A 25742-nucleotide genomic window follows, 5' to 3' on the forward strand; every position below is an offset into this window, starting at 1 on the left:
CACATCCCTGTGGGGCGGAGCGCAAGCAAGGCTTGCGCTCGAATACTTTACATTTTCGGCATGCCGCCGCCGGGCAACATACCGCCCATGCCGCGCATCATCTTGGCCATACCGCCCTTGGCGGAGAATTTCTTCATCATCTTCTGCATCTGCTTGTGCTGCTTGATCAAGCGACCGATGTCCTGCACCTGGGTGCCGGAGCCCATGGCGATCCGGCGTTTGCGCGAACCACTGATCAGCTCAGGGTCGCGGCGCTCGGCCGGGGTCATGGAGTTGATGATGGCTTCCATCTGCTTGAACTGCTTCTCTGCCGCACCCTGGGCGTTGCCCATTTGCGCCAGGTTCACACCGCCGATGTTGGGCAGCTTGTCCATCAGGCCGCCGAGGCCGCCCATGTTCTTCATCTGTTGCAGCTGGTCGCGGAAGTCTTCGAGGTCGAAGCCCTTGCCCTTCTTCAGCTTCTTGGCCAGTTTGTCGGCCTTGTCCTTGTCGAGCGTGGCTTCGGCCTGCTCGATCAGGCTGAGTACGTCACCCATGCCGAGAATGCGCGAGGCGATACGCTCAGGGTGGAACGGCTCGAGCGCTTCGCTCTTCTCGCCCATACCGATGAACTTGATCGGCTTGCCAGTAATGGCACGTACCGACAGCGCGGCACCGCCACGGGCGTCGCCGTCGACCTTGGTGAGGATCACGCCGGTCAGCGGCAGTGCGTCACCAAAGGCCTTGGCGGTGTTGGCCGCATCCTGGCCGGTCATGGCGTCGACCACGAACAGGGTCTCGACCGGGTTGATCGCGGCATGCAGCGCCTTGATCTCGCCCATCATCTCTTCGTCGATGTGCAGGCGACCGGCGGTATCGACGATAACCACGTCGATGAACTTCAGCTTGGCTTCTTTAATAGCGGCGTTGGCGATGTCGACCGGCTTCTGGCTCAGGTCGGACGGGAAGAAGGTCACGCCCACTTCGCCCGCGAGCATTTCTAACTGCTTGATGGCCGCCGGACGGTACACGTCGGCCGACACCACCATCACGGATTTCTTCTTGCGCTCTTTAAGGAAGCGCGCCAGTTTGCCGGCGGTGGTGGTTTTACCCGCACCTTGCAGGCCCGCCATCAGCACGACGGCTGGCGGCACGGCGCTGAGGTTCAGATCTTCGTTGGCCGCGCCCATCAGGCTTTCGAGTTCGGCCTGGACGATCTTCACAAAGGCCTGGCCCGGGGTCAGGCTGCGGGACACTTCGGTGCCGACCGCACGTTCCTTGACCGAGTTGACGAAGTCCTTCACCACCGGCAAAGCCACGTCGGCTTCCAGCAACGCCATGCGCACTTCACGCAGGGTGTCTTTAATATTGTCCTCGGTCAGCTTGGCCTTGCCGGTAACGTGGCGCAGCGTCTGCGAGAGACGGTCAGTCAAGTTTTCAAACATGCGCGATCCTTTCAGGCCCTACTCATCGAAATGCAGGTAGACCGAGGTAATGGCGGCCCAGGCTGGGGGAAAGCGCTATTAAAAACAGCGTTCGCCGAGCCTGCGGCGTGGGCAGGTCGCGGATTATAGCGAAGACTGCGCCCATGCACACCCGCTGTCTGGCGCGGGAGTCTTTCGTGCAACGCAGGTGTGTGCCAAACTCAACGCCTTTCGGGCTTGCCTACCAGGATTTATGCTCCCTTTGTCACCCAGTTTGCTACCCAGCCTCGCCGCCGCCATTTTGTATGCCGCTGCGACCCTCTATCAGGGCACTCGTCTGGCCCAAGGCGCCAAAGCGGACAAACGTCTGCTCGTCGGCCTTGGCGTGCTGGCCCTGCTGGCCCATGCCGCCAGCCTGTTCACCCACCTGATGACCCCGGTTGGCCTGGGCCTGGACTTTTTCAGCGCCGCCAGCCTGATCGCCGCGGCCGTCATCGCGCTGACGCTGCTGGCCTGCTACCGGATTCCGGTGGAGAACCTGCTGGTGCTGCTATTCCCCCTGGGAATGCTCACGGTGCTGCTGGCGCAGTTCACCCCCACCGGCACCGTACAGGTGATCGACGAGGAGCCGGGCATCCTCGCCCACATCCTGCTGTCGATCCTTGCCTACGGCATGTTCACCATCGCGGTGTTCCAGGCCCTGCTCCTGCTGCTGCAGGATCACCAGCTCAAGCACAAGCACCCCTCCGGGCTGATCAAGAACTTCCCACCGCTGCAAACCATGGAAAGCCTGCTGTTCGGGTTCCTGTGGGCCGGCTGGACGCTGCTGTCGCTGTCGCTGATCTCCGGCTGGCTGTTCGTCGAGAACCTGTTTGCCCAACACCTGGTGCATAAAACCTTGCTGGCGTGCCTGGCGTGGGTGGTGTTCAGCGTGCTGCTGTGGGGGCGCAACCGCCTCGGCTGGCGGGGGCACAAGGCCATCCGCTGGACCCTGGCCGGTTTCTGCCTGTTGATGCTGGCCTATTTCGGCAGCAAGCTGGTTCGCGAATACATCCTGCATATCTGACGAGCAGTGATCATGGACAACTTGCCCTTAGGGCCGATGCTCGCTGTAATTGCCCTGCTTATTCTATGGGCAGCACTGTTTACCGCCATCGAAGCCGCACAACAGCATCTGTTGGCCCTGCGCCCCGGCACCCGCCAGGGCGACAAGGCGGCCGCACGCCTGAGCTTCCCGCGCCATAGCCTGATCCTGTGCAACAGCCTGTGCCGCGCCGCCGTGGTGATTCTCTGCACCCTGCTGGCGATCTATGCCTGGGCAGAGAACGGGCCCTGGCTGGGCTGGCTGATTTCCTGCGCAGGGCTGCTGGTGCTGGCCGACTACCTGCCCCGCACCCTGGCCACCCGTCACCCGCAAGCAGTGCTGGGCTTTGGCAATACATTGCTGGGCGTGCCGCTGAAAATCCTCTACCCCCTGGCCTGGCTGCTCAATGGCATCAGCCTGCTGTTATTGCGCCCGTTTGCACGCAAATCCGGCGTGGTGAAAAACAGCGACGAGCCCCTGCCAGACCATGATGACGACCCAGAGCCCGACACCGACGCCGACCGCACTCCCGGCCTGCCCGGCATCCATGCCCTGGACAACATCACGGTCAACGACATTCTGGTGCCGCGCAGCGAAGTGGACGGCATCAACCTCGATGAGCCGATAGAGGACATTATCGAACAGTTGCGCACCTCACCACGCACCCGTTTGCCGGTGTTCCACAGCGACATCAACCAGGTGCAGGCCGTGCTCAATACCCGGCAGGTCCAACACCTGCTGCCTGACGCCAGCCTGACCAAAGAGGCCCTGCTCGCCGCCTGCCACGAGCCTTACTTCGTGCCGGAAAGCACGCCGTTGCAGCTGCAACTGCTGAACTTCCACAAGCAGCAGCGGCGCCTGGGCATGGTGGTGGACGAGTACGGTGAAGTGTTGGGCATCGTCACCCTGGAAGATATTCTGGAAGAGATCGTCGGCGAATTCGAAAGCGATCAGGCTGTGGATAACCCGCATATCGAAGCCCAGCCCGATGGTCGCTACATCATCGATGGCGCCGCCTCGATCCGCGAACTGAACAAAAGCCTGGGCTGGCACCTGCCCAGCGACGGTCCCAAGACCCTCAACGGCCTGGTGACCGAGGCGCTGGAGACCATCCCCGATTGCGCGGTGTGCCTGAAAGTCGGCCGTTATCGCCTGGAAATCCTCGAGACCGAGGACAACCGGGTGAGCAAGGTGTTGATCTGGCATACCAGCCATGTGCCGGTGGCCGCCTGACCTCAGCAGGCTCAACCCGGTCAATGTGGGAGCTGGCTTGCCTGCGATGCAGGCGACTCGGTCCTTCAATTGAACCGAGGTGATGCTATCGCAGGCAAGCCAGCTCCCACATTGATCCAGTTCCAGGCCATAGATCCTCACCGGCCCCTTGTTGGATCCTTAGCCCCCTTCCTATAATCCCTGCGGCTTACCCAAGCCCCGCCCGACCGCGTGCTACCCGCACCCAGCGTGTCCTGGCACCGCCTTACCATGTCCGACCGGTGTTTGCTCCCATCCCGAGCCGCCCCGCGCACAGCCCTGATCCATGGGTGTTCGACCAATAATAATCCGCGTCCAAACGCGCAATAACCGTCAGGGATAACGTTATGAGCACCACCTACCAAGAGGCCGCGAGCGCCGCACCTGCCAACTCGACCGCCCGCGTCGCCACGGCGAGCATCGTCGGCACCGCCATTGAGTTCTACGATTTCTACATCTACGCCACGGCTGCCGCCCTGGTGATCGGTCCGGTGTTCTTCCCCCAGACCTCCGGCACCGCGCAGATGCTGGCCTCGTTCCTGACCTTCGGCATCGCCTTTATCGCCCGCCCGTTGGGGTCGGCGTTGTTCGGCCACTTCGGCGACCGTATCGGCCGCAAATCCACCCTGGTGGCTTCGCTGCTATTGATGGGGGTATGTACCACCTTGATCGGCTTGCTGCCGGGCTACGACAGCATCGGTGCCTGGGCGCCGATTCTCTTGTGTGTTTTGCGCTTCGGCCAAGGCCTGGGCCTGGGCGGGGAATGGGGCGGTGCGGCCTTACTGGCAACCGAGAACGCGCCCAAGGGCAAACGCGCCTGGTTCGGCATGTTCCCGCAGTTGGGCCCGTCGATTGGCTTCCTGGCGGCCAACGGCTTGTTTCTGATTCTGGCCATGAGCCTGAATGACGAGCAATTTCGCAGCTGGGGCTGGCGAATTCCGTTCATCCTCAGCGCCGCACTGGTGATGGTGGGCCTGTATGCGCGCCTCAAACTGCATGAGACGCCGGTATTCGCCAATGCCGTGGCCAAGGAAAAACCGGTGAAAGTGCCGCTGGTGGAGCTGTTCAGCCAGCATTGGCTGCCGGTACTGCTGGGCGCCGCGTCGATGGTGGTGTGCTACGCGCTGTTCTATATCACCACGGCGTTTTCGTTGAGCTACGGCGTTTCCACCCTGGGCTACAGCCGTGAAACCTTCCTCGGCCTGCTGTGCTTTGCGGTGCTATTCATGGGGCTGGCGACACCATTGGCCGCCTTGGCCAGTGATCGCTACGGGCGCAAGCCGGTGTTGATCGTCGGTGCGGTCCTGGCGATTCTGTCGGGCTTTACCATGGAGCCGCTGCTGACCCATGGCTCCACCTGGGCCGTGGCGCTGTTTTTGGCCCTGGAGCTGTTTTTGATGGGCGTGACGTTCGCACCGATGGGCGCCCTGCTGCCGGAATTGTTCCCGACCCGCGTGCGTTATACCGGTGCATCGGCGGCGTATAACCTGGGCGGGATCGTGGGGGCCTCGGCGGCGCCGTTCTTCGCGACCAAGCTGGTGGCGATGGGCGGGCTGAGTTATGTCGGGGGGTATGTGTCGGCGGCAGCGTTGCTGAGTTTGATTGCGGTGCTGTGCCTGAAAGAGACGCGGGATAATGATTTGAACAAGGTTGCCTGACCCCATGCTCGTTCCCACGCTCTGCGTGGGAATGCAGTTAGGGACGCTCTGCGTCCCCAAGCGCGACGCAGAGCGTCACAAGAGGCATTCCCACGCAAAGCGTGGGAACGAGCGTGGCGGCTTAGAGCTCTACAACAACTGCTTGGGAAGCACGGGTCGCCTTGGCACGAGCCGCTTCAATCGACTCGTCCCGCGCCAGTGCCACGCCCATGCGGCGCTGGCCGTTCACTTCAGGTTTGCCAAACAGACGCAACGCTGTATCCGGCTCGCTCAGCGCGGCGCCAAGGTTGGCGAATGCGGTCTGGGTGGACTGCCCTTCCACCAGAATCACCGCCGACGCCGAAGGGCCGAACTGGCGGATCAACGGGATCGGCAGGCCGAGAATGGCGCGTGCGTGCAGGGCAAACTGCGACAGATCCTGGGAAATCAGGGTCACCAGGCCAGTGTCATGGGGGCGCGGCGACACTTCGCTGAACCACACCTGATCGCCCTTGATGAACAATTCCACACCAAACAGACCACGACCGCCCAAGGCTTCGGTTACCGCCTTGGCAACGCGCTCGGATTCTGCCAAGGCAACCGGGCTCATAGCCTGTGGCTGCCAGGACTCTTGGTAATCGCCCTTCTCCTGGCGATGCCCCACCGGCGCGCAGAAAGTAGTACCACCGATGTGGCGCACGGTCAGCAGGGTGATTTCGTAGTCGAAGTCGATAAAACCTTCGATGATCACCCGGCCCTTGCCGGCACGCCCGCCCTCTTGGGCGTAGTCCCAGGCTTTCTGCACGTCGTCGGCGCTGCGCAACAGGCTCTGGCCCTTGCCCGACGAACTCATCACCGGCTTGACCACGCACGGAAAGCCCAGGTCCTGGACCGCCTTGCTGTAGTCTTCGAAGGTATCGGCGAAGTGGTACGGCGAGGTCGGCAGGTCCAGCTCTTCGGCGGCCAGGCGACGGATGCCTTCACGGTTCATGGTCAGCGACGTGGCGCGGGCGGTGGGGATCACGGTGAAACCTTCGGCCTCCAGCTCGACCAATGTCGCGGTGGCGATGGCTTCGATTTCCGGCACGATGAAATGCGGCTTCTCCGCCTCGATCACCGCACGCAATGCAGCACCGTCGAGCATGTTGATCACATGGCTACGGTGCGCCACCTGCATGGCCGGCGCATTGGCGTAGCGATCCACGGCAATCACTTCAACGCCCAGGCGCTGCAGTTCGATTACCACTTCCTTGCCCAGCTCACCGCAGCCACACAGCAAAACGCGGGTCGCGGTTGGCGACAATGGAGTTCCGATTCGGGTCATCTCAGGTCCTCAGGGGAGCGGATCATGGGGGAGAAAGGCCGGCATTTTACATGAACTGCAAAAATTGGCCTCAGTTGGCGACAGCCCGCCGGCGGATGCGCCAGGCCATGATCAGCCAGACCACGGTGACCCCGGCGAATTTGGACACCAACGCCGTGCCCGCCACCGCCGGCGTCAGTGCGCCGATCAGGCCGAAAAAGATAAAGGTGTCGAGGGGAATGCTCAGCGCCGAACTTATCCACAGGCGGTCATGCAGCGGGCGCTTGGTGATGCTGAACACCAGCCAGTCAATGCACTCGGACACCGCAAACGCCGTGGCACTGGCCAGGGCGATGGACGGGTCGGAGGTGATATAGGACAGCACCAGCGCCGCCAGCATGGCGATGATTGCGCCGTGGCCGAAGCGGGTTTGCACCATGTCACGCAGGATAAATACCAGGCCGCCCCAGGCGGACCAGATAACGTCCAAGTGCGGGGCGGTGGAGAAGGCGAAGTTGATCAGCACGACGCTGCTGATGTAGGCGATCAGGAAAAACATGGGGATGGACCTGTGGGTAATGCCGCACAGGGTACACAATTACAAGGATGTCGTCTGGCAGGGCCTCATCGCAGGCAAGCCAGCTCCCACATTTGACGGTATTCACACATCAAGGGTGGGAGATGGCGGCCTGTCAGGCGCCGGATTTCCCAGGGGTCATCCACATCATCCCACTCGCCACCGCCCGTTCATGGCACAACCCCAGCACCACCCGGCGCTCGGCGTTGTCCATGCGGCTCCAGCGCGTGATTTCATCCACATTGCGCTGGCAGCCGGTGCAGATATCGTCATCATCCAGTGCGCAAATGCTCACGCAGGGCGAGGCGACCGGTCGTTCAATTGTGCTCATTCCTGCTGCTCAGCCAGGTCACGGGCATAACGCTGCGCGTTATGCACATAGTGCGCGGCGCTGGCTTCGAGCATGCGCTTTTGCGCCTCGGTCAGCTCACGCACCACTTTGCCTGGCGAGCCCATGACCAGCGAGCCATCGGGGATTTCCTTGCCTTCGCCGATCAGCGAGTTAGCGCCAATGATGCAGTGCTTGCCGATCTTGGCGCCGTTGAGGATCACCGCGTTGATACCAATCAGGCTGTAGTCGTCGACGGTGCAGCCGTGCAGCATGGCGTTATGGCCAATGGTCACGCCAGTGCCCAGGGTCAGCGGGTAGCCCATGTCGGTGTGCATCACGCTGCCGTCCTGCACGTTGCTGTTCTTGCCGATCAGGATCAGCTCGTTATCGCCACGCAATACCGCGTTGAACCAGACGTTGGCGCCCTCCTCCAGCTTGACCTTGCCCACCAGGGTGGCATTGGGTGCCACCCAGCTGTGGGGGTGCATCTCGACGCGGGCGTCGCCCAGGCGGTACTTCATGGTTTTTCCTCACGGCTTGCCATTTAAACGATGGCTTATAGATTGATGAAGCTCTTGGGTGGCTGGTGCAGGCTGATCTTGGCATCGTCATAGAGCAGGTTGATCAGTTCGACAATCATGATTGCCGTCAGCCCCCAGATTTTGTATTCGCCGAACCGGTAGCTGGGCACATACCAACTGCGGCCCTGGTAATCAATGCGGTGGGTATGTTCGCGTGGGTCCTGTCGGAAAAAGTCCAAAGGCACGCTGAAAACGGCGGCAATCTCGGCGTCGTTGGCCAGGTATTCGACGTAATCGGGGACCACGCCCACATAGGGCGTTACGCGGATGCCGTGCAGGGAAATCAGCGGGCTCAACGGGCCAATGACTTCAACCAGCCCCGGCGGCAGGCCGATTTCTTCTTCGGCTTCGCGCAAAGCGGTAAAGATCAGGTCCGGGTCTTCGGGGTCGCGGCGCCCGCCGGGAAAGGCCACTTCGCCACCGTGGGTCGACAGCCCGCTGGCGCGCAGGGTCAGGATCAGCTCGGGTTCGTCACTGCGGGTAATCGGCACCAGCACCGCCGCCTCGGGGAAACGCCCGTCGGTTTCCAGGGTATGGGGGGTGTGATTGCTTACCCGGCGAAGTAGCTCGTCCAGCATGAGTCATCTCGGTCTGTTGGCTACCTTGCATCATGCACCAAAGCGTGCGAGCGCCCAACCCCAAAACCGCAGAGCTGTCGCTAAACGACAACTTGCAGGAACGCCCGGCACCAAGCCAAGATGTGCCCATTCTCCAGGAACCCCAGCATGAATTTCTGCAGCCAGTGCGGCAAACCGGTGACCCAACGTATTCCCGAAGGCGACGCGCGCCTGCGTTATGTATGCGATCACTGCTCGACCATTCATTACCAGAACCCCAATATCGTCGCCGGTACCGTGCCGGTGTGGGGCGACCAAGTGCTGCTGTGCCGCCGCGCCATCGAGCCACGCCTGGGTTACTGGACCCTGCCCGCCGGCTTTATGGAAAATGGCGAGACCGTCGAACAGGCCGCCATGCGTGAAACCCTGGAAGAAGCCTGCGCCCGGGTGCGCAACTTAAGCATCTATACCCTGATCAATGTGCCGCACATCAGTCAGGTGCATATCTTCTACCGCGCCGAATTGATCGATCTGGACTTCGCCGCTGGCCAGGAGAGCCTGGAAGTGAGGCTGTTCGACGAAGCCGATATCCCTTGGTCCGAGCTGGCTTTCCGCACGGTCGGGCGTACCTTAGAATGCTTCTTCGCTGACCGTCGCCAACAGGCGTACCCGGTACGTAGCGAATCTGTGCCACCGCTGTCCAAGCCCGCCCAATAACAAGCCGGCCAATGTCGCCAAAGGGATACCGTTTCAATGCGTTGGTTGCTTGCTCTGATCTGCCTGTCGTTCGCCACGCTGTCCCCGGCCTCCACGGTGCAAACCCTTGGTGGTAAAACGGTCGAGAAAGTCCTGGTACTCAAGTCCGCCCACCAGCTGCAGTTGATCAACGACGGCAAGCCGTTCAAGACCTATCGCATTTCCCTGGGCAAGAACCCCAAGGGCCACAAGCTGATCGAAGGCGACCGCCGCACGCCCGAAGGCCTCTACTGGCTCGACTGGCGCAAGACCAGCGACCGCTTCAACCTGGCCATGCACATTTCCTACCCGAACATCAGCGACGCCGCCCGCGCACGCCGCGAAGGCGTGAAGCCGGGCAGCATGATCATGATCCATGGCACCCCCGACACTGAAGACTACCCGGAACAGTGGTTTCACACCCTGGACTGGACCGACGGCTGCATCGGCATGCGCAACGTGGATATGCGCGAAGTGTGGAACCTGGTCAAAGACGGCACCCTCATCGAGATTCGGCCGTAATCCCACGCCGTTCGTAAAATAATTCGAAAATAATTCCTGCCCCAGGCAGCGCTTGCCGGTGAATACCAGTTCACCGCGCGGGACCCTGCACTTATGCGCGCCACAAAGACCTCTCTAATACCACTTGATACCAAGCCCCATTAAAGTGCCTTGAAACCGGGATTCGCACCGTTTTGGTAGCATTGACATGGTATTTAAGTGGTATTAGTTTTCGGCCATTACCGGGCGACAACACTCCAATAACGCATCGGAAACCTGACAGATGAACCCCATCCTGGCCCTGCGCCCCGACGACAAGCAATCCACGCCGCTGTACCTGCAACTGGCCCGCAGCCTTGAAGCAGCGATCCATGCCGGCCAGTGGAAATCCGAACAGGCCCTGCCTTCGGAACGCGCCCTCAGCGAGCAGTTGAGCATCTCGCGGGTCACCGCTCGTAAAGCGCTGGAAGTGTTGCTGGCTCAAGGCCTGATCCGTCGCAGCCAAGGCTCCGGCACCTTTATCACGCCGCGCCTGGAACAACCCTTGTCGCGCCTGTCGGGGTTCAGCGAAATGCTGCGGCTCAAGGGTTTTGTGCCCACATCCCAGTGGCTGGAACGCGACATCACCCCGCCGACCCATGAAGAACTGATCCGCCTGGGCCTGTCGCCCACCGACAAAGTGGCGCGCCTCAAGCGCCTGCGCAAAGCCGATGACACGGTGATGGCGATTGAAATGACTGCCATGCCAGCGTCGGTGTTGCCCCACCCCCAGGCCATCGGCAATTCGTTGTACGAATACCTGGAAAGCATCGGCAAGCCCATCGTGCGCGCCTTGCAGCATATCCAGGCGATCAATGCCTCGGATGAGTTTGCCGCGCTGGTGGGCATCGCCCCCGGCACCGCCATGCTGCTGATGACCCGCGTGGGCTACACCGCCGACAACACGCCGATTGAGATCACCGACACCTACTGCCGCAACGACTACTACGACTTTGTCGCAGAGCTGCGCCGCCATGATTATTCCGCCGAATTGCGAACTTAGAGAACTGCCCATGACTGAAGACAATATCCTCACGCCCAGCGGCTGGATGCGCGGTCGCCTGGTGCATGAGCACGGCAAGGTTGTCGCCATTGACGGCACGCCGTGCGACCCGGCCGACAACGACCTGCCCTACCTGCTGCCGGGCTTTATCGACCTGCATGTGCATGGCGGTGGCGGCGCGGACATCATGGAAGGTGCGGGCGCCTTCGAGACCATTACCCGTACCCACGTGCGTTTTGGCACCACCTCGCTGCTGGCCACCACCATGACGGCGCCGGTGGAAGAAATCTCCCGGGTACTCGGTGAGCTCGGCACGTTCTGCGAACAGCGGCCAGCCGGCAGCGCCCGCGTACTCGGCGTGCACCTGGAAGGCCCCTACATCAATCCGGGAAAACTCGGCGCCCAACCCAACTTCGCCCACACCGCGTTGATGCAGGAAGTGGAAGCCTACCTGCGCCTGGCGCCGATCCGGGTGATCACCATCGCCCCGGAAATCGCCGGCCACGACGCTCTGATCCGCGCCCTCAGCGAACGCGGCGTGCGCATGCAGATCGGCCACACCCTGGGCAGCTATGAAGAAGGCGTTGCCGCCCTGGCCGCTGGCGCCACCAGCTTCACCCACTTGTACAACGCCATGAGCCCGCTGCATCACCGCGAACCCGGCATCGTCGGCGCCGCGCTGGCCCACGCCCAGTACGCCGAGCTGATCCCGGACTTGCTGCATGTGCACCCCGGCGCCATGCGCGTGGCGTTGCGCTCGATCCCCTGCCTGTACTGCGTCACCGACTCCACCGCCGCCGCCGGTATGCCCGATGGCGAATACAAGCTGGGCAGCCACACCGTGACCAAATGCCTGGGCGGCGTGCGCCTGGCCGACGGCACCCTGGCCGGCAGCACCCTGACCATGGATCAGGCGCTGCGCAACCTGGTGAAAATCGGCCTGCCAATCAGTGAAGCCTCACAACGCCTGTCGCAATTTCCTGCGGACTACCTGGGCCTGGAAGAACGCGGCCGCCTGCAACCCGGCAGCTTTGCCGACTGCGTGCGCCTGGACCGCTCCCTGACACTCACCGACGTAATGGTCGAAGGAGACACCATTGACTTCAAAAATGCTTGAAGAGGCCCTGGCCTCCTGCGACGCCGTCGCGGCCCAACTGCAACGCCTGAATCCCATGCTGGAAGAAGTCGCCGGGCGCCTGCGCCGCCAGCCACCGCAAGTGGCGATGACCATCGCCCGCGGCAGCTCCGACCACGCCGCCAGTTACTTCGCTTACCTGGCCATGCAGCACGTGGGCATTCCCGTGGCGTCGCTGCCGATGTCGGTGGTGACCCTGTTGCAGGCGCCGATGAAAGTCAGCGGCCAGGTAGCGTTTGGTTTCTCCCAATCGGGGCAGAGCCCGGATCTGGTCAATAGCCTGCGCCTGTTACGCAAACGTGGCGCCTTGAGCATCTCGCTGGTCAACGCCGAAGACTCGCCACTGGAAGCCGCATGCGAATTCCATGTGCCGCTGTGCGCCGGGCCGGAACTCAGCGTGGCCGCCACCAAAAGTTTTATCGCCACCCTCAGCGCCAGTGCGCAACTGATCGGCCACTGGAATCAGGAAGCCGACTTGCTGCAAGCCTGTCAGGCCTTGCCCGATGGCCTGCGTGACGCCGCCACACAGGATTGGCGCACGGCCATCGACGCCCTTAAAGGCAGCCAGCGCTTGATGGTCATCGGCCGAGGCGCCGGGTTTGCCATCGCCCAGGAAGCCGCGCTCAAGCTCAAGGAAACCTCGGCGATCCAGGCCGAAGCCTTCAGCAGCGCCGAAGTGCGCCACGGGCCGATGGCGCTGATCGACGAGAACTACCCCTTGCTGGTGTTCGCCCCACGCGGCGCCGAGCAGGCCGGCCTGTTGAGCCTGGCCGCCGATATGCGCCAACGCGGTGCCCGCGTGCTGCTGGCTGCGCCGGATGACATCGCCGAACGCGACCTGACCCTGAGCCGCGCTGAACACCCAAGCCTGGACCCGATCCTGGCGATCCAGAGTTTCTACGTGATGGCCGCAGGCCTTGCCGAGGCGCGAGGTATGGACCCGGACCAGCCGCGTCACCTGAGCAAAGTCACCCGTACGCACTAAAGCGGCGTTTTCCTGATGAGTACCGTGCCCATGCCCAACAACAATAATCCATTGACCCTTAGCGCCCCCTTGAGTGGGCCGGTGCTGGCCCTGAACCGCGTCCCCGACGAAGTGTTCGCCAGCGGCGCCATGGGCGACGGTCTCGCTATCGACCCGCTGAACGATTGCCTGCAGGCGCCCTGCGACGGCGTGATCATCCATGTCGCCCGCACCGGGCATGCGCTAACGCTTCGCGCCGACAACGGTGCCGAAGTGTTGATGCATATCGGCATCGACACTGTTGAGCTCAATGGCGAAGGCTTTGCCTTGCTGGTGAAGGAAGGCGCACGGGTAAGCGAGGGCCAGCCGTTGGTGCAGTTTGACCTGGATCGTATTGCGCGCCAGTGCAAGAGCCTGGTGAGCCTGATCATCCTCACCAACAGTGACCGCTTCGAGCTGCAACCCATCGCGAGCAAGACCGTGAAGGTCGGTGAAGCGCTGATGCGCATTGCCCTGCGCACATCCGCGCCGGTTCAAACCGCTGTGGATAACTCGGTCGCAGAAGTGAGCGCCACGGTGCGCATCACCCACCGTGGCGGCTTGCATGCGCGCCCTGCCGCGCTGATCCGCAAGACTGCCCAGGGCTTCAGCAGCCAATCGCAGCTGCACTTCGGTGATAAAACCGCGGCTTGCGACAGCCTGATCGGCCTGATGGGGCTGGGTATTGGCGAAGGTGACGAGGTACGGGTGACCTGCCGTGGCAAGGATGGCGAGGCGGCGTTACAGGCATTGGTCGCCGCGCTGTCCGTGGCGATCCACGCGGAGCATCACGCGCCGGTCGTTGCCACACCACGCCGAGCGAATACCGAAGCCAATGTGCTGCAAGGCGTATGCGCGGCACCGGGCCTGGTATGTGGGCCATTGTTCCGCCTGACGGGCATCGAGCTGCCGCAAGACAGCGGCAATCATAGCGTCGACGAACAACTGCAACGCCTGGATGCCGCCCTTGACCAAGTGCGCGGCGAAATCCGCAACACGCTGGACCAGGCGCGCCAACGCAAGAATGTCGAAGAAGAAGAGATCTTCGCCGCCCACCTCGCCCTGCTGGAAGACCCGGCATTACTCGACGCAGCCACCGCTGCCATCGAACAAGGCAGCGCCGCCACCCACGCCTGGCGTGATGCGATCCAGGCCCAATGCGCCGTGCTGTTGGCGTTGGGCAAGCCGCTGTTTGCCGAGCGTGCCAATGACCTGCGCGACCTGCAACAACGGGTGCTGCGGGCGTTGCTGGGTGAAGCCTGGCATTTCGAATTGCCGGCGGGGGCGATTGTCAGCGCCCATGAGCTGACGCCTTCGGACTTGCTGCAACTGAGCGCGCAACAGGCCGCTGGCATCTGCATGGCCGAAGGCGGTGCGACCTCCCATGTGGCGATTTTGGCCCGGGGCAAAGGCCTGCCGTGCCTCGTCGCCCTGGGCAATGAAGTGCTCGACGTACCCCAAGGCCAGCGGGTGGTGCTCGATGCCGCCAACGGCCGCCTGGAACTGGCCCCCAGCGAAGCGCGCCACACCGAAGTTCACCAGATTCGCGAAACACAGAAATTACGACGCCAGCAGCAACAGGCCCAAGCCCAACAACCGGCGAGCACCACCGATGGCGTGACGGTTGAAGTCGCCGCGAATGTCGCCTCCAGCGCCGAAGCCAAGGTGGCGTTTGACAACGGCGCCGACGGCATCGGCCTGCTGCGCACTGAATTTCTGTTCGTCGACCGCCGCACTGCGCCGGATGAACAGGAGCAACGCCAGGCCTATCAAGCCGTGCTGGATGCCATGGGCGACAAGTCGGTAATCATCCGCACCATCGACGTGGGTGGCGACAAGCAACTCGACTACCTGCCGCTGCCCGTCGAGGCCAACCCGGTGCTGGGCCTGCGCGGCATTCGCATGGCCCAGGTACGCCCGGAACTGCTCGACCAGCAACTGCGTGCCCTGCTGCAAGTCGCGCCGCTGGGGCGTTGCCGCATCCTGCTGCCGATGGTCAGCGAGGTGGATGAACTGCTGCAGATTCGCCAGCGCCTGGATGAACTGTGCGTGGAGCTGGAACTGACGCAGCGCCCCGAACTGGGCGTGATGATCGAAGTGCCCGCCGCCGCGCTGATGGCCGAGCAGTTGGCCAAACACGCTGACTTTTTGTCCATCGGCACCAATGACCTGTCCCAGTACACCCTGGCCATGGACCGCGACCACGCAGGCCTGGCCGCCCGGGTCGACGCCCTGCACCCGGCACTGTTGCGGTTGATTGCCCAGACTTGCACCGGGGCGGCCAAGCATGGTCGCTGGGTCGGCGTATGCGGTGCCTTGGCATCTGACCCACTGGCCACGCCGGTACTGGTCGGCCTGGGGGTCAGCGAACTGTCGGTAAGCCCGCCGCAGATCGGCGAAATCAAGGACCGCGTCCGCCACCTGGACGCGGCGCAATGCCGGCAACTGAGCCTTGAGCTGCTCGACCTGAGCAGCGCCAAGGCCGTTCGCCAAGCCTGTCAACACCACTGGCCGCTGAGCTGAAAACAACAAGAATAGGGAGACACGCCATGTACCAACACTTTATCGAAGGCCTGCAACGCCTGGGCCGCGCGCTGATGCTGCCGATTGCGATCCTGCCAATCGCCGGCCTCTTGCTGCGCCTGGGCGACACCGACTTGCTCAACATCGCGGTGATGCACGATGCCGGGCAGGCGATCTTCGCCAACCTGGCGCTGATCTTCGCCATCGGCATTGCCGTGGGGTTTGCCCGTGACAACAACGGCACTGCGGGCCTGGCCGGGGCGATTGGTTACCTGGTGATGATCTCCACGCTCAAGGTGATGGACACCACCATCAACATGGGCATGCTCGCCGGTATCGCCAGCGGCTTGATGGCCGGCGGGCTGTACAACCGTTTCAAGGACATCAAGTTGCCGGAGTACCTGGCGTTCTTCGGTGGGCGACGCTTTGTGCCGATTGTCACCGGCTTCAGCGCGGTGGGCCTGGGCGTGATCTTCGGCCTGATCTGGCCGCCGATCCAGCACGGCATCAACAGCTTCGGCGTGCTGCTGATGGAAAGCGGCAGCCTGGGCGCGTTCGTGTTTGGCGTGTTCAACCGCCTGCTGATCGTCACCGGCTTGCACCACATCCTTAACAACATGGCCTGGTTCGTGTTCGGCAGCTTTACCGACCCGGTGACCGGCGCGGTGGTGACCGGCGACCTGACCCGCTACTTTGCCGGCGACCCGAAAGGCGGCCAGTTCATGACCGGCATGTTCCCGGTGATGCTGTTCGGCCTGCCGGCTGCGTGCCTGGCGATGTACCGCAATGCGTTGCCGGAGCGGCGCAAAGTGATGGGCGGCATCTTCCTGTCGATGGCGCTGACCTCGTTCCTCACCGGGGTGACCGAGCCGATTGAATTTGCTTTCATGTTCCTGGCGCCGTTCCTCTACTTGCTGCATGCGCTGCTGACCGGCCTGTCGATGGCCGTGACCAACATGCTCAATATCCACCTGGGCTTTACCTTCTCCGGTGGTTTTATCGACATGGTGCTGGGCTGGGGCAAGTCCACCAATGGTTGGCTGGTGGTACCGGTGGGCTTGGCTTACTCGGTGATCTACTACACGGTGTTCAGCTACTGCATCCGCCGCTTCAACCTGAAGACACCGGGCCGGGAAGATATCCAGGTGGTGCAGGCTGAAGCGATGAGTGATAACCAGCGTGCGACGGCTTATATCCAGGCGTTGGGTGGGGCTGAGAACTTGCTGAGTGTGGGTGCTTGCACCACGCGGCTGCGCTTGGACATGGTGGATCGCAACAAGGCGGTGGATGCAGCGTTGAAAGCGCTGGGCGCCATGGCTGTGGTGCGGCCGGGGAACGGCGGCAGTTTGCAGGTAGTGGTTGGGCCAATGGCCGATAGCATTGCTGATGAGATTCGCTTGGCGATGCCGGGGTTTGTTGCCGCAACGCCTGTAGCGGTTGCGCCTGTGGATAAGCCGGTGGCGGTGAATGTACACGAGGCCGAAAAGTGGCTGAATGCCCTGGGTGGCCGAGAGAATGTGCGCCAACTGGAAGCGGTAGCGATGACCCGGTTGCGGGTGGAGTTGGGGGATGATTCGGTGCTGTCTGAAGCGGACCTCACTGCGCTGGGTTGCAAGGGAGTGAGCCAGCTGGATAGCGGGGTTTGGCACTTGTTGATTGGTGACAAGGCTTTAGGTTTGGGTGAGGCTTTGGAGCGGTTGGTTACCCGCCCTATCAACGCCTGACCGATCGTTCCCACGCTCTGCGTGGGAATGCCGCCCCGGACGCTCTGCGTCCCGCCCTGCGCAAGGGTGACGCAGAGCGTCACAGGATGCATTCCCACGCGGAGCGTGGGAACGATCAATGTGGGAGCGGGCTTGCTCGCGAATGGGTTTTAACTGGCGTCGGAAGGTTTAAGCTCGGGCACTTCGTTCAAGTCCAACACCCGATCCACCATGAGCTGAATACCCTCCAGCATCCGGCAAATTGCCAAGACAACATCACGCTGCGCGCCAGCGACTTCAAACGCCAGCTGGCTGGTTAGCGCCTGCAGCGAAGCGATGTCCTGCGAGGTATTGGCGAGCAAGGTTTCGCTATCGATACTGCGTCGTACGCTGAATAACTGATCTGAAGGGGGATTGGGACTGTCTTTGATCATGGTAAACCTCTGGTGTGAAGTAAGAACTACCAGCATCACTTGCAGATGATGGGTGGCAGCTGTGTGCGGGCCTGCAAGACCGAGAGTCACCAGCAAGTCTCGGTAGACCCGAAGGTCTCCCGCACACAGCCGCCATAAATGGCGACCATGAAAAAGCGCCGCAATTATAAAGGCGCTTGTGACTAACTGGTGAGGTTTCGGCGGGCTTGCAGTCCCGGTCACTGAATTGGCAGCGACTGGCGAAGGTTAGTTGTGCGAGTTCCGACGGACAACCTGAAAGGCTTGTCGGAAATCTCCGAGAGCTGAAGATATCGCAGACAGCAAAAACTCGGCCTAAGCCGTAATGCCGTTCAGTTAAGGCATTTTGTAGGAGCGAGCTTGCTCGCGAAAAACTCACAGGCGCCGCGTTCATTCAGGAAGCACGCGTTATCGTTGACGCTTTTCGCGAGCAAGCTCGCTCCTACAGAGGGCGATATACGCTTAACTGAACGGCATTAGGCCTAAGCCGAGTTCTTTGATAGCTATCTATACCTAGGCAGACTTCGCACGCTGGTCGGCTTCATAGTGGCGGGTCTGAAAAGGCATCAAGGTCTGAACCTTCAAACCCAGACCCTCACTTAATCCCCAGGACATTGCCAGTTCGTCACGACGACTGCGCAACGCAACAGCGCCTTGGGATTTCACGTATTGCCTTGAGGCTGAGAACAGTTCAAGCGCCTTCAACGCTTCCTTTACCCGACTATCGGTCGCACACGAAAAGCGTGTGAAGCGCTCAAGCAAATAGCCTGCGCGACGAAGCTCTACCTCACTGGAGTGCTCCTGAATGAACGCCCTCACCTCGCCCACAAGATTGGTATCCGAATACCACACAGCTTTCGCTGCACTGACCAAGGCAGCATCATCAGCCTGATTCAAGGGGCTTTTGACCAGTGTGTCCAAGGCGGAAGAGAGGACCGGACCGTTAAAGGGCTTCGCCATCTGCAGTCTCCAGATAATCGTGCAAGATATTGGTCAGTATGGATCTGGGTGGCTCTTTGTTGCCAACATACATATCAATCGCCTGCAATGCCAGCTGACGGAGCTCAGCGGTCACTATGAAGCCAGCCCTGAGCAACGCCATGATGTCATCTACATCCTGATCAGTGGCTCTGCCCAATTTGGAGATTGCAATGTCGATAGGCGCAGCTACATGAAGATGCAACGCAGACTCAAGAGGAAACTCTTCCAGGGGAAGACTTCGCTCCCAGTAGTCTTCGTGGAGCGGACCAAAGCTAGTGTTGTATTGGAGGTCATAGTTCAACTCCATGACACGGCCAGACTGCTCATCGAAAAACTGTTCTGGAAACTCTGCAAGCAATGTTCGTAGGCGCAGCGTGTCTTGAGTATTTGCGCAATAAATCTCCGCATCCACGTCGGTGGACACACGGTGGTGGGTATATAAATGAACAGCACAACCACCGAATACAATGACCTGGACCGCGCCCGGACTGGCGCCTTCGAGCGTCAATTCCATTTCAATGGCTCTGAACATTGAAATCAGAGCTTGCCCTAGCGCAGAGCTGGTATTGAGGCGAGGAACAACGAAATCTGGAATTTGCATATTGAATTTCAAACCGTACGCAAGATCATTGCTGGACGGGTCTTGAATTCAAGCCCCGATCACTGAGTTATCAGCGACCGATTGAGGCTAGGGAGACAGATTCCGACGGACAACCTGAAAGGCTTGTCGGAAAGTTCTGAGGCGCTTGCACCGACGCCATCGCAGGCAAGCCAGCTCCCACATGGGATTGATGTACGGTCTGACAACGGGGTCAAATGTGGGAGCTGGCTTGCCTGCGATTGGCACTTACAGCCAACAAAAAACCCGCCGACCAAACTGGCCCAGCGGGTTTCTTGTTTATGCAGCCAACAGATCAAAAATCCGCCAACTGCCACACCTCATACGCCGGTGTCTCATACGGGTGACTGAGTTTCAAAGCAGCCACGACAGCCACGATCAATTCATCCGCCACCACCAACTCAACCTTCCACTCTTCAACCACTTCAACCTGGCCCACCTGCCCGATAAACGGCTGGCTGCCGTCCAACGCGCGGAATTGGCCCTGACCCAGCACTTGCCAGGCGCAGCTGTCGTAGTCGCCGATGCGCCCGCCGCCGGCTGCGAAGACGGCGGTTTTTACCGTCTCCACATGGCTGTCGGGCACGAAGAAGGCGAGCTTGTACACGGCCTTAGTTCACCCACACGCGGGCGTTGCGGAACATGCGCATCCAGGCGCCGTCTTCGTTCCACTCTTCCGGGCGCCATGAGTTCTGCACGGCGCGGAACACGCGCTCCGGGTGCGGCATCATGATGGTCACGCGGCCGTCGCGGCTGGTAAGGCCGGTGATCCCACGCGGCGAGCCGTTCGGGTTGGCCGGGTAGCTTTCCGTGACCTTGCCGTGGTTATCGACAAAGCGCAGGGCAATGGTGCCGGACAGGTCGGCTTCAAGCAGCGCTTCTTCGCTGCTGAATTCGGCATGGCCTTCACCGTGGGCGATGGCGATTGGCATGCGCGAACCGGCCATGCCCTGCAGGAAGATCGAGTTGGATTCCTGCACCTGCACCATGGCGACGCGGGCTTCGAACTGCTCGGAACGGTTGCGCACAAAGTGCGGCCAGAACTCGCTGCCCGGGATCAGCTCGCTGAGGTTGGACATCATCTGGCAACCGTTGCACACACCCAGGGTGAAGCTGTCGTTGCGTTCGAAGAAGCCCTGGAACGCATCGCGGGCACGGCTGTTGAACAGGGCCGACTTGGCCCAGCCTTCACCGGCACCCAGCACGTCGCCGTAGGAGAAACCACCGCAGGCCACCAGGCCTTTGAACTCATTGAGGTCAACGCGACCAGCGAGGATATCGCTCATGTGCACGTCGATCGCATTGAAGCCGGCGCGGTCGAACGCGGCCGCCATTTCCACCTGGCCGTTGACGCCCTGCTCACGCAGCACGGCAACCTGTGGGCGGATGCCCTTCTTGATGTAAGGCGCGGCGATGTCCTGGTTGACGTCGAAGCTGAGCATGGTGCTCAGGCCCGGGTTGTCTTCCTCCAGGATCACGTCGAATTCCTGCTCGGCGCAGTCGGCGTTATCACGCAGGCGTTGGATCTGGTAGCTGGTCTCGGCCCACTGGCGTTGCAGCAAGCGGCGCTGGCCGGTAAAGACCGTGTCGCCGTTGAACGAGATATTGACTTCGCCGTTGTTGATCGGCTGGCCAATCACCGCCACGCACTCGGCCAGGCCAGCGGCGCTGAACTGCGCGAGCACGTCTGGGGTAGCGTCCTGGCGCACCTGGATCACCGCACCCAACTCTTCGTTGAACAGGATGCCGTTGATTTCGGCAGCATCCTCGGCAACGCTGTCGAGCACGATGTTCAAGCCGCAGTGACCGGCGAAGGCCATTTCGACAACGCTGGTCAGCAAACCACCGTCGGAACGGTCGTGGTAAGCCAGCAGGTGGCCGTCGGCATTCAGGCCCTGGATCACGGCAAAGAAGGCTTTGAGGTCTTCGGCGTCATCGACGTCCGGGGCCTGCTTGCCGAGCTTGCCGTGGGTTTGCGCCAGGATCGAGGCGCCCATGCGGTTCTGGCCACGGCCCAGGTCGATCAGGATCAAGTCAGTGGTGCCCTTGTCCATGCGCAGTTGCGGGGTCAGGGTCTGGCGGATGTCGGTGACCGGCGCAAAACCCGTGACGATCAACGACAGCGGCGACGTGACGCTCTTGTCGGTGCCGTCTTCGTTCCAACGGGTGGCCATGGACATGGAGTCCTTGCCCACCGGAATGGTGATGCCCAGTTCCGGGCACAGCTCCATGCCCACGGCTTTAACCGTGTCGTACAGGCGCGCATCTTCACCGGGGTGGCCGGCAGCGGACATCCAGTTGGCCGACAGTTTGATGTCGGAAAGCTTGCCGATACGCGAGGCCGCGATGTTGGTGAGGGTTTCACCAATGGCCATGCGGCCCGACGCCGGAGCGTCCAGCAGGGCCAGCGGTGTGCGCTCGCCCATGGCCATGGCTTCACCGGTGTACACATCGAAGCTGGTGGCGGTGACGGCAACGTCGGCCACCGGCACCTGCCATGGGCCGACCATTTGGTCACGAGCCACCAGGCCGGTGATGGTGCGATCGCCGATGGTGATCAGGAAGCTTTTGCTCGCCACGGCCGGATGGTGCAGCACGCGTTCGATGCTGTTGGCCAGGTCCAGCGTGCTTGGGTCGAAATCATCGCCCAGTTCAGCTTCACGGTTGGCCGAACGGTGCATGCGCGGGGCCTTGCCCAGCAGCACTTCCAACGGCATGTCCACGGGGCTGTTGCCAAAGTGGCTGTCGGTGACTGTCAGCTGTGGCTCGGCAGTGGCTTCGCCGACCACGGCAAACGGGCAACGCTCGCGTTCGCAGATGGCCTGGAAGCGTGCGAAGTCTTCAGGGCCAACGGCCAGTACGTAGCGTTCCTGGGATTCGTTGCTCCAGATTTCGTGCGGGGCCATGCCCGGCTCGTCGTTTGGAATGTTGCGCAGTTCGAAACGGCCACCACGGTCGCCGTCGTTGACCAGTTCCGGGAAGGCGTTGGACAAACCACCGGCGCCGACGTCGTGGATGAAGCTGATCGGGTTCTTGTCACCCAACTGCCAGCAACGGTCGATGACTTCCTGGCAGCGGCGCTCCATCTCAGGGTTTTCGCGCTGTACGGAAGCGAAGTCCAGGTCTGCCGAGCTGGTGCCGGTGGCCATGGAAGAAGCCGCGCCGCCGCCCAGACCGATCAGCATCGCCGGGCCGCCGAGCACGATCAGCTTGGAGCCGACCAGAATCTCGCCTTTCTTGACGTGTTCTTCACGGATGTTGCCCATGCCGCCGGCCAACATGATCGGCTTGTGGTAGCCGCGCACTTCATCGCCACGCGGGGTGGTGATGGACTGTTCGAAGGTCCGGAAGTAACCGGTGAGCGCCGGGCGCCCGAATTCGTTGTTGAACGCGGCGCCGCCCAGCGGGCCTTCGATCATGATGTCCAGCGCGGTGACGATGCGCTCAGGCTTGCCGTACGGCACTTCCCACGGCTGTTCAAAGCCCGGGATCTGCAAGTTGGATACGGTGAAACCGGTGAGGCCCGCCTTGGGCTTGGCGCCACGGCCGGTAGCACCTTCATCGCGGATTTCACCGCCCGAACCGGTAGCTGCGCCCGGGAACGGGGCAATCGCGGTCGGGTGGTTGTGGGTTTCAACCTTCATCAGGATGTGCACCGGCTCCTGCACCGCGCCGTACTGGCGGGTTTCCGGGTCCGGGAAGAAACGGCCGGCGACGGAGCCGACGATCACCGAGGCGTTGTCCTTATAAGCCGACAGAACACCTTCGCTGTGCATCACGTAGGTGTTCTTGATCATGCCGAACAGGCTTTTCTCTTGGCTTTGGCCGTCGATGTCCCAACTGGCGTTGAAGATCTTGTGACGGCAGTGCTCGGAGTTGGCCTGGGCGAACATCATCAGTTCGATGTCGTGGGGGTTGCGCTTCAAGCCGTTGAAGGCGTTGACCAGGTAGTCGATCTCGTCTTCGGCCAGGGCCAGGCCCAGCTCGGTGTTGGCCTTCTCGAGGGCGGCGCGGCCACCGCCCAGCACGTCAATGGCGGTGAGCGGCTTCGGCTCGGCGTGGCTGAACAGGCCGGCAGCCTGTTCCAGCTGACTGACGATGATCTGGGTCATGCGGTCGTGCAGGCTGCTGGCGATCAGCTCCGCCTCGGCGTCGCTGAACTGGCCGGCGACGTAGAAGGCGATCCCACGCTCCAGGCGCTGGATTTTGTCCAGGCCGCAGTTGCGGGCGATGTCGCTGGCCTTGCTCGACCAGGGCGAGATGGTGCCGAACCGTGGCAGAACCAGGAACAAGCGGCCAGTCGGCTCTTGAACGGGAACGCTTGGGCCGTACTTCAGAAGGCGTGCCAGCACTTGCTGTTCGTCGGCGGTCAAGACGCCGGTTACGTCGGCGAAGTGAGCAAATTCAGCGTACAGGCCTGTAACAGCTGGAACCTTCTGGCTCAGTTGCTCAAGGAGTTTGCTGTGGCGAAAGGCAGAAAGGGCAGGAGCGCCGCGCAGGATCAACATCTTCGGGACAGCCTCGGGAAGGGGTGTGCTTTGAGGCCGTGCATTCTAGCGTAAACCTTCGCCAACGGCACCCGAAACGCTACCGGTGGCCGCCGCCGAACGTCAGTTGGCACGCTTTGCCTGGGATCAGGGCGTTATCCAGGGCATTGGGCGCAGTTATTTTAACCGTCACAAACGCTCGCCAAGCCCCGTTTCTGCGGGCTGCAGCACAGTTTTGCGCTGGCTAGCAGACAAGTGCGCCGCTGTCGAGATATGGCGCCGTGAGCCGTTTGCGTATACTGCGCAGATGTTCTTCCCAACTGTTTCGCGCCAGCGATGCGTCAAATGGCTCATCGCCACCTTGCTCTTCCTGATGCTCAGTGCCTGTGTTGATAAACCCAGCACACTGGAGCGAATCAAGGAGGATGGCGTATTGCGGGTGGTCACTCGCAACAGTCCCGCTACGTATTTCCAGGACCGTAACGGTGAAACCGGCTTCGAATACGAACTGGTCAAGCGCTTTGCCGACGACCTGGGCGTGAAGCTGGAAATCGAGACGGCCGACAACCTTGACGACCTGTTCAACCAGTTGAGCAAACCCAACGGCCCGGTACTCGCTGCCGCCGGCCTGGTGAGTAGCGACCAGCGCCAGCAGCAGGTGCGCTTCTCCCACCCGTACCTTGAAGTCACCCCGCAGATCATCTACCGCAACGGCCAATCGCGCCCCACCAACGCCGCCGACCTGGTGGGCAAGAAGATCATGGTGCTCAAGGGCAGCACCCACGCCGAACAACTGGCGGCACTGAAAAAACAGAACCCGGCGATTGAGTACGAAGAATCCGACGCCGTTGAGGTGGTGGATCTGCTGCGCATGGTCGACGAAGGGCAGATCGACCTGACCCTGGTGGACTCCAACGAAGTGGCCATGAACCAGGTGTACTTCCCCAACGTGCGCGTGGCCTTCGACCTCGGTAATGCCAGCAACCAGAGCTGGGCGGTGGCGGCCGGTGAAGACAATAGCTTGCTCAACGAGATCAACAGTTACCTGGACAAGGTCGAGAAAAACGGCACCCTGCAGCGTCTGAAAGATCGCTACTACGGGCACGTCGATGTACTCGGCTATGTCGGCGCCTATACCTTTGCCCAGCACCTGCAACAACGCCTGCCCAAGTACGAGAAACACTTTCGCGCCTATGCCAAGGCCGAGAAAGTCGATTGGCGGTTGTTGGCAGCCATTGGTTATCAGGAATCGCTGTGGCAACCCACGGTCACGTCCAAGACCGGCGTGCGTGGCCTGATGATGCTGACCCAGAACACTGCCCAAGCCATGGGCGTGTCCAACCGCCTGGACCCCAAGCAGAGCATCATGGGCGGCGCCAAGTACCTGGCCAGGATCAAGGATGAGCTGGACGACAAGATCGCCGAACCCGACCGCACCTGGTTCGCCCTCGCCGCCTATAACGTGGGCACCGGCCACCTGGACGACGCGCGCATCCTGGCGAAGAAAGAAGGCCTGAACCCGAACAAGTGGCTGGACGTGAAGAAGATGCTGCCACGCCTGTCGCAGAAGCAGTGGTATAGCAAGACCCGCTACGGCTACGCCCGCGGCGGCGAGCCGGTGCATTTTGTGGCGAACATCCGGCGTTACTACGACATCCTCACCTGGGTGACCCAGCCGCAGCTGGAGGGTAACCAGGTGGTGGAAGGCAACCTGCATGTGCCGGGTGTGGACAAGACCAAGCCTGCGCAAGACACCCCACAACTCTGATTACGACAGCCCGCACACTGCAAATCCCTGTGGGAGCCGGGCTTGCCCGCGATGGCGGCCTGACAGTCA

At 61.6% G+C, this 25742-nt stretch carries 22 protein-coding genes; 11 read left to right on the plus strand and 11 right to left on the minus strand.

Features of this window, described 5'->3' with window-relative positions; all coding sequences use genetic code 11:
- Positions 1-47 precede the first annotated feature (47 nt).
- Positions 48-1424, minus strand: coding sequence for a signal recognition particle protein (gene ffh / locus QK296_RS13400; protein ID WP_003193965.1), 1377 nt, complete (start codon positions 1422-1424; stop codon positions 48-50).
- Positions 1425-1665: 241 nt separating this feature from the next.
- Here ffh and ccsA point away from each other — a divergent pair, with 241 nt between their 5' ends.
- The 3 genes from ccsA (at position 1666) to QK296_RS13415 (ending at position 5396) form a co-directional block, all read left to right on the plus strand.
- Positions 1666-2469: a cytochrome c biogenesis protein CcsA gene (gene ccsA, locus QK296_RS13405; protein ID WP_019817239.1), complete on the plus strand. Its 804-nt coding sequence runs from the start codon at positions 1666-1668 to the stop codon at positions 2467-2469.
- A 12-nt stretch (positions 2470-2481) separates the two neighbouring features.
- Positions 2482-3720 (plus strand): transporter associated domain-containing protein, encoded by a 1239-nt coding sequence (locus QK296_RS13410; RefSeq protein ID WP_034133592.1) that lies wholly within the window; start codon positions 2482-2484, stop codon positions 3718-3720.
- A 365-nt stretch (positions 3721-4085) separates the two neighbouring features.
- Complete coding sequence (locus QK296_RS13415) at positions 4086-5396, plus strand: MFS transporter (RefSeq protein ID WP_003193968.1); 1311 nt, start codon at positions 4086-4088, stop codon at positions 5394-5396.
- A 121-nt stretch (positions 5397-5517) separates the two neighbouring features.
- On the opposite strand, the gene purT is transcribed toward QK296_RS13415, so the two are convergent.
- The 5 genes from purT to QK296_RS13440 form a co-directional block, all read right to left on the minus strand.
- A complete protein-coding gene (purT, locus tag QK296_RS13420) occupies positions 5518-6699 on the minus strand; it encodes a formate-dependent phosphoribosylglycinamide formyltransferase (protein ID WP_003193969.1) in 1182 nt (393 codons plus the stop codon).
- 70 nt (positions 6700-6769) lie between these two features.
- Positions 6770-7237 (minus strand): preQ0 transporter, encoded by a 468-nt coding sequence (locus QK296_RS13425; protein WP_003193971.1) that lies wholly within the window; start codon positions 7235-7237, stop codon positions 6770-6772.
- A 133-nt stretch (positions 7238-7370) separates the two neighbouring features.
- Positions 7371-7586 carry a DUF1289 domain-containing protein gene (locus tag QK296_RS13430; RefSeq protein WP_003193973.1) on the minus strand — a complete coding sequence of 72 codons (216 nt, stop codon included), beginning with the start codon at positions 7584-7586 and terminating at the stop codon, positions 7371-7373.
- Complete coding sequence (locus QK296_RS13435) at positions 7583-8107, minus strand: gamma carbonic anhydrase family protein (protein ID WP_003193974.1); 525 nt, start codon at positions 8105-8107, stop codon at positions 7583-7585. The genes QK296_RS13430 and QK296_RS13435 overlap by 4 nt, the downstream gene beginning before the upstream one ends.
- Positions 8108-8142: 35 nt before the next feature.
- On the minus strand, positions 8143-8745 hold the full coding sequence (locus tag QK296_RS13440) for a CoA pyrophosphatase (protein ID WP_003193975.1): 603 nt from the start codon (positions 8743-8745) through the stop codon (positions 8143-8145).
- A 147-nt stretch (positions 8746-8892) separates the two neighbouring features.
- Between QK296_RS13440 and QK296_RS13445 the strand changes: the two genes are divergently transcribed.
- The 7 genes from QK296_RS13445 (at position 8893) to nagE (ending at position 17387) form a co-directional block, all read left to right on the plus strand.
- Complete coding sequence (locus QK296_RS13445; protein WP_003193976.1) at positions 8893-9441, plus strand: NUDIX hydrolase; 549 nt, start codon at positions 8893-8895, stop codon at positions 9439-9441.
- Positions 9442-9477: 36 nt separating this feature from the next.
- Positions 9478-9981, plus strand: coding sequence for a L,D-transpeptidase family protein (locus QK296_RS13450; protein WP_003193977.1), 504 nt, complete (start codon positions 9478-9480; stop codon positions 9979-9981).
- Between the two features lie 262 nt (positions 9982-10243).
- Positions 10244-11002 carry a GntR family transcriptional regulator gene (locus QK296_RS13455; protein WP_003193978.1) on the plus strand — a complete coding sequence of 253 codons (759 nt, stop codon included), beginning with the start codon at positions 10244-10246 and terminating at the stop codon, positions 11000-11002.
- A 10-nt stretch (positions 11003-11012) separates the two neighbouring features.
- Complete coding sequence (gene nagA / locus QK296_RS13460; RefSeq protein WP_003193979.1) at positions 11013-12119, plus strand: N-acetylglucosamine-6-phosphate deacetylase; 1107 nt, start codon at positions 11013-11015, stop codon at positions 12117-12119.
- A complete protein-coding gene (locus QK296_RS13465; RefSeq protein WP_087149725.1) occupies positions 12100-13122 on the plus strand; it encodes an SIS domain-containing protein in 1023 nt (340 codons plus the stop codon). The genes nagA and QK296_RS13465 overlap by 20 nt, the downstream gene beginning before the upstream one ends.
- 30 nt (positions 13123-13152) lie before the next feature.
- Positions 13153-15663 (plus strand): phosphoenolpyruvate--protein phosphotransferase, encoded by a 2511-nt coding sequence (gene ptsP, locus QK296_RS13470; protein ID WP_003193981.1) that lies wholly within the window; start codon positions 13153-13155, stop codon positions 15661-15663.
- A 26-nt stretch (positions 15664-15689) separates the two neighbouring features.
- The gene (gene nagE, locus QK296_RS13475; RefSeq protein WP_003193982.1) at positions 15690-17387 is read left to right on the plus strand and encodes an N-acetylglucosamine-specific PTS transporter subunit IIBC; all 1698 of its coding nucleotides are present in this window, start codon (positions 15690-15692) and stop codon (positions 17385-17387) included.
- A 149-nt stretch (positions 17388-17536) separates the two neighbouring features.
- Here the strand turns inward: nagE and QK296_RS13480 are convergent, their stop codons facing one another.
- From QK296_RS13480 to purL, 5 genes are all read right to left on the minus strand, one after another.
- Positions 17537-17800 carry a DUF6124 family protein gene (locus QK296_RS13480; protein WP_003193983.1) on the minus strand — a complete coding sequence of 88 codons (264 nt, stop codon included), beginning with the start codon at positions 17798-17800 and terminating at the stop codon, positions 17537-17539.
- Positions 17801-18331: 531 nt separating this feature from the next.
- A complete protein-coding gene (locus QK296_RS13485; RefSeq protein WP_032900861.1) occupies positions 18332-18778 on the minus strand; it encodes a hypothetical protein in 447 nt (148 codons plus the stop codon).
- Positions 18762-19400: a DUF6036 family nucleotidyltransferase gene (locus tag QK296_RS13490; RefSeq protein WP_005791146.1), complete on the minus strand. Its 639-nt coding sequence runs from the start codon at positions 19398-19400 to the stop codon at positions 18762-18764. The genes QK296_RS13485 and QK296_RS13490 overlap by 17 nt, the downstream gene beginning before the upstream one ends.
- A gap of 313 nt (positions 19401-19713) precedes the next feature.
- Positions 19714-20025 carry an NIF3 1 gene (locus tag QK296_RS13495; protein ID WP_003193986.1) on the minus strand — a complete coding sequence of 104 codons (312 nt, stop codon included), beginning with the start codon at positions 20023-20025 and terminating at the stop codon, positions 19714-19716.
- 4 nt (positions 20026-20029) lie between these two features.
- Complete coding sequence (purL, locus tag QK296_RS13500; protein WP_057710510.1) at positions 20030-23926, minus strand: phosphoribosylformylglycinamidine synthase; 3897 nt, start codon at positions 23924-23926, stop codon at positions 20030-20032.
- 286 nt (positions 23927-24212) lie between these two features.
- On the opposite strand from purL, the gene mltF reads away from it, so the two are divergent.
- Positions 24213-25673, plus strand: coding sequence for a membrane-bound lytic murein transglycosylase MltF (gene mltF / locus QK296_RS13505; RefSeq protein ID WP_169856289.1), 1461 nt, complete (start codon positions 24213-24215; stop codon positions 25671-25673).
- Positions 25674-25742 lie beyond the last annotated feature (69 nt).

This window comes from Pseudomonas sp. AL10 (genome assembly GCF_029960685.1).
GTDB classification, from domain to species: Bacteria; Pseudomonadota; Gammaproteobacteria; order Pseudomonadales; family Pseudomonadaceae; genus Aquipseudomonas; species Aquipseudomonas lactis.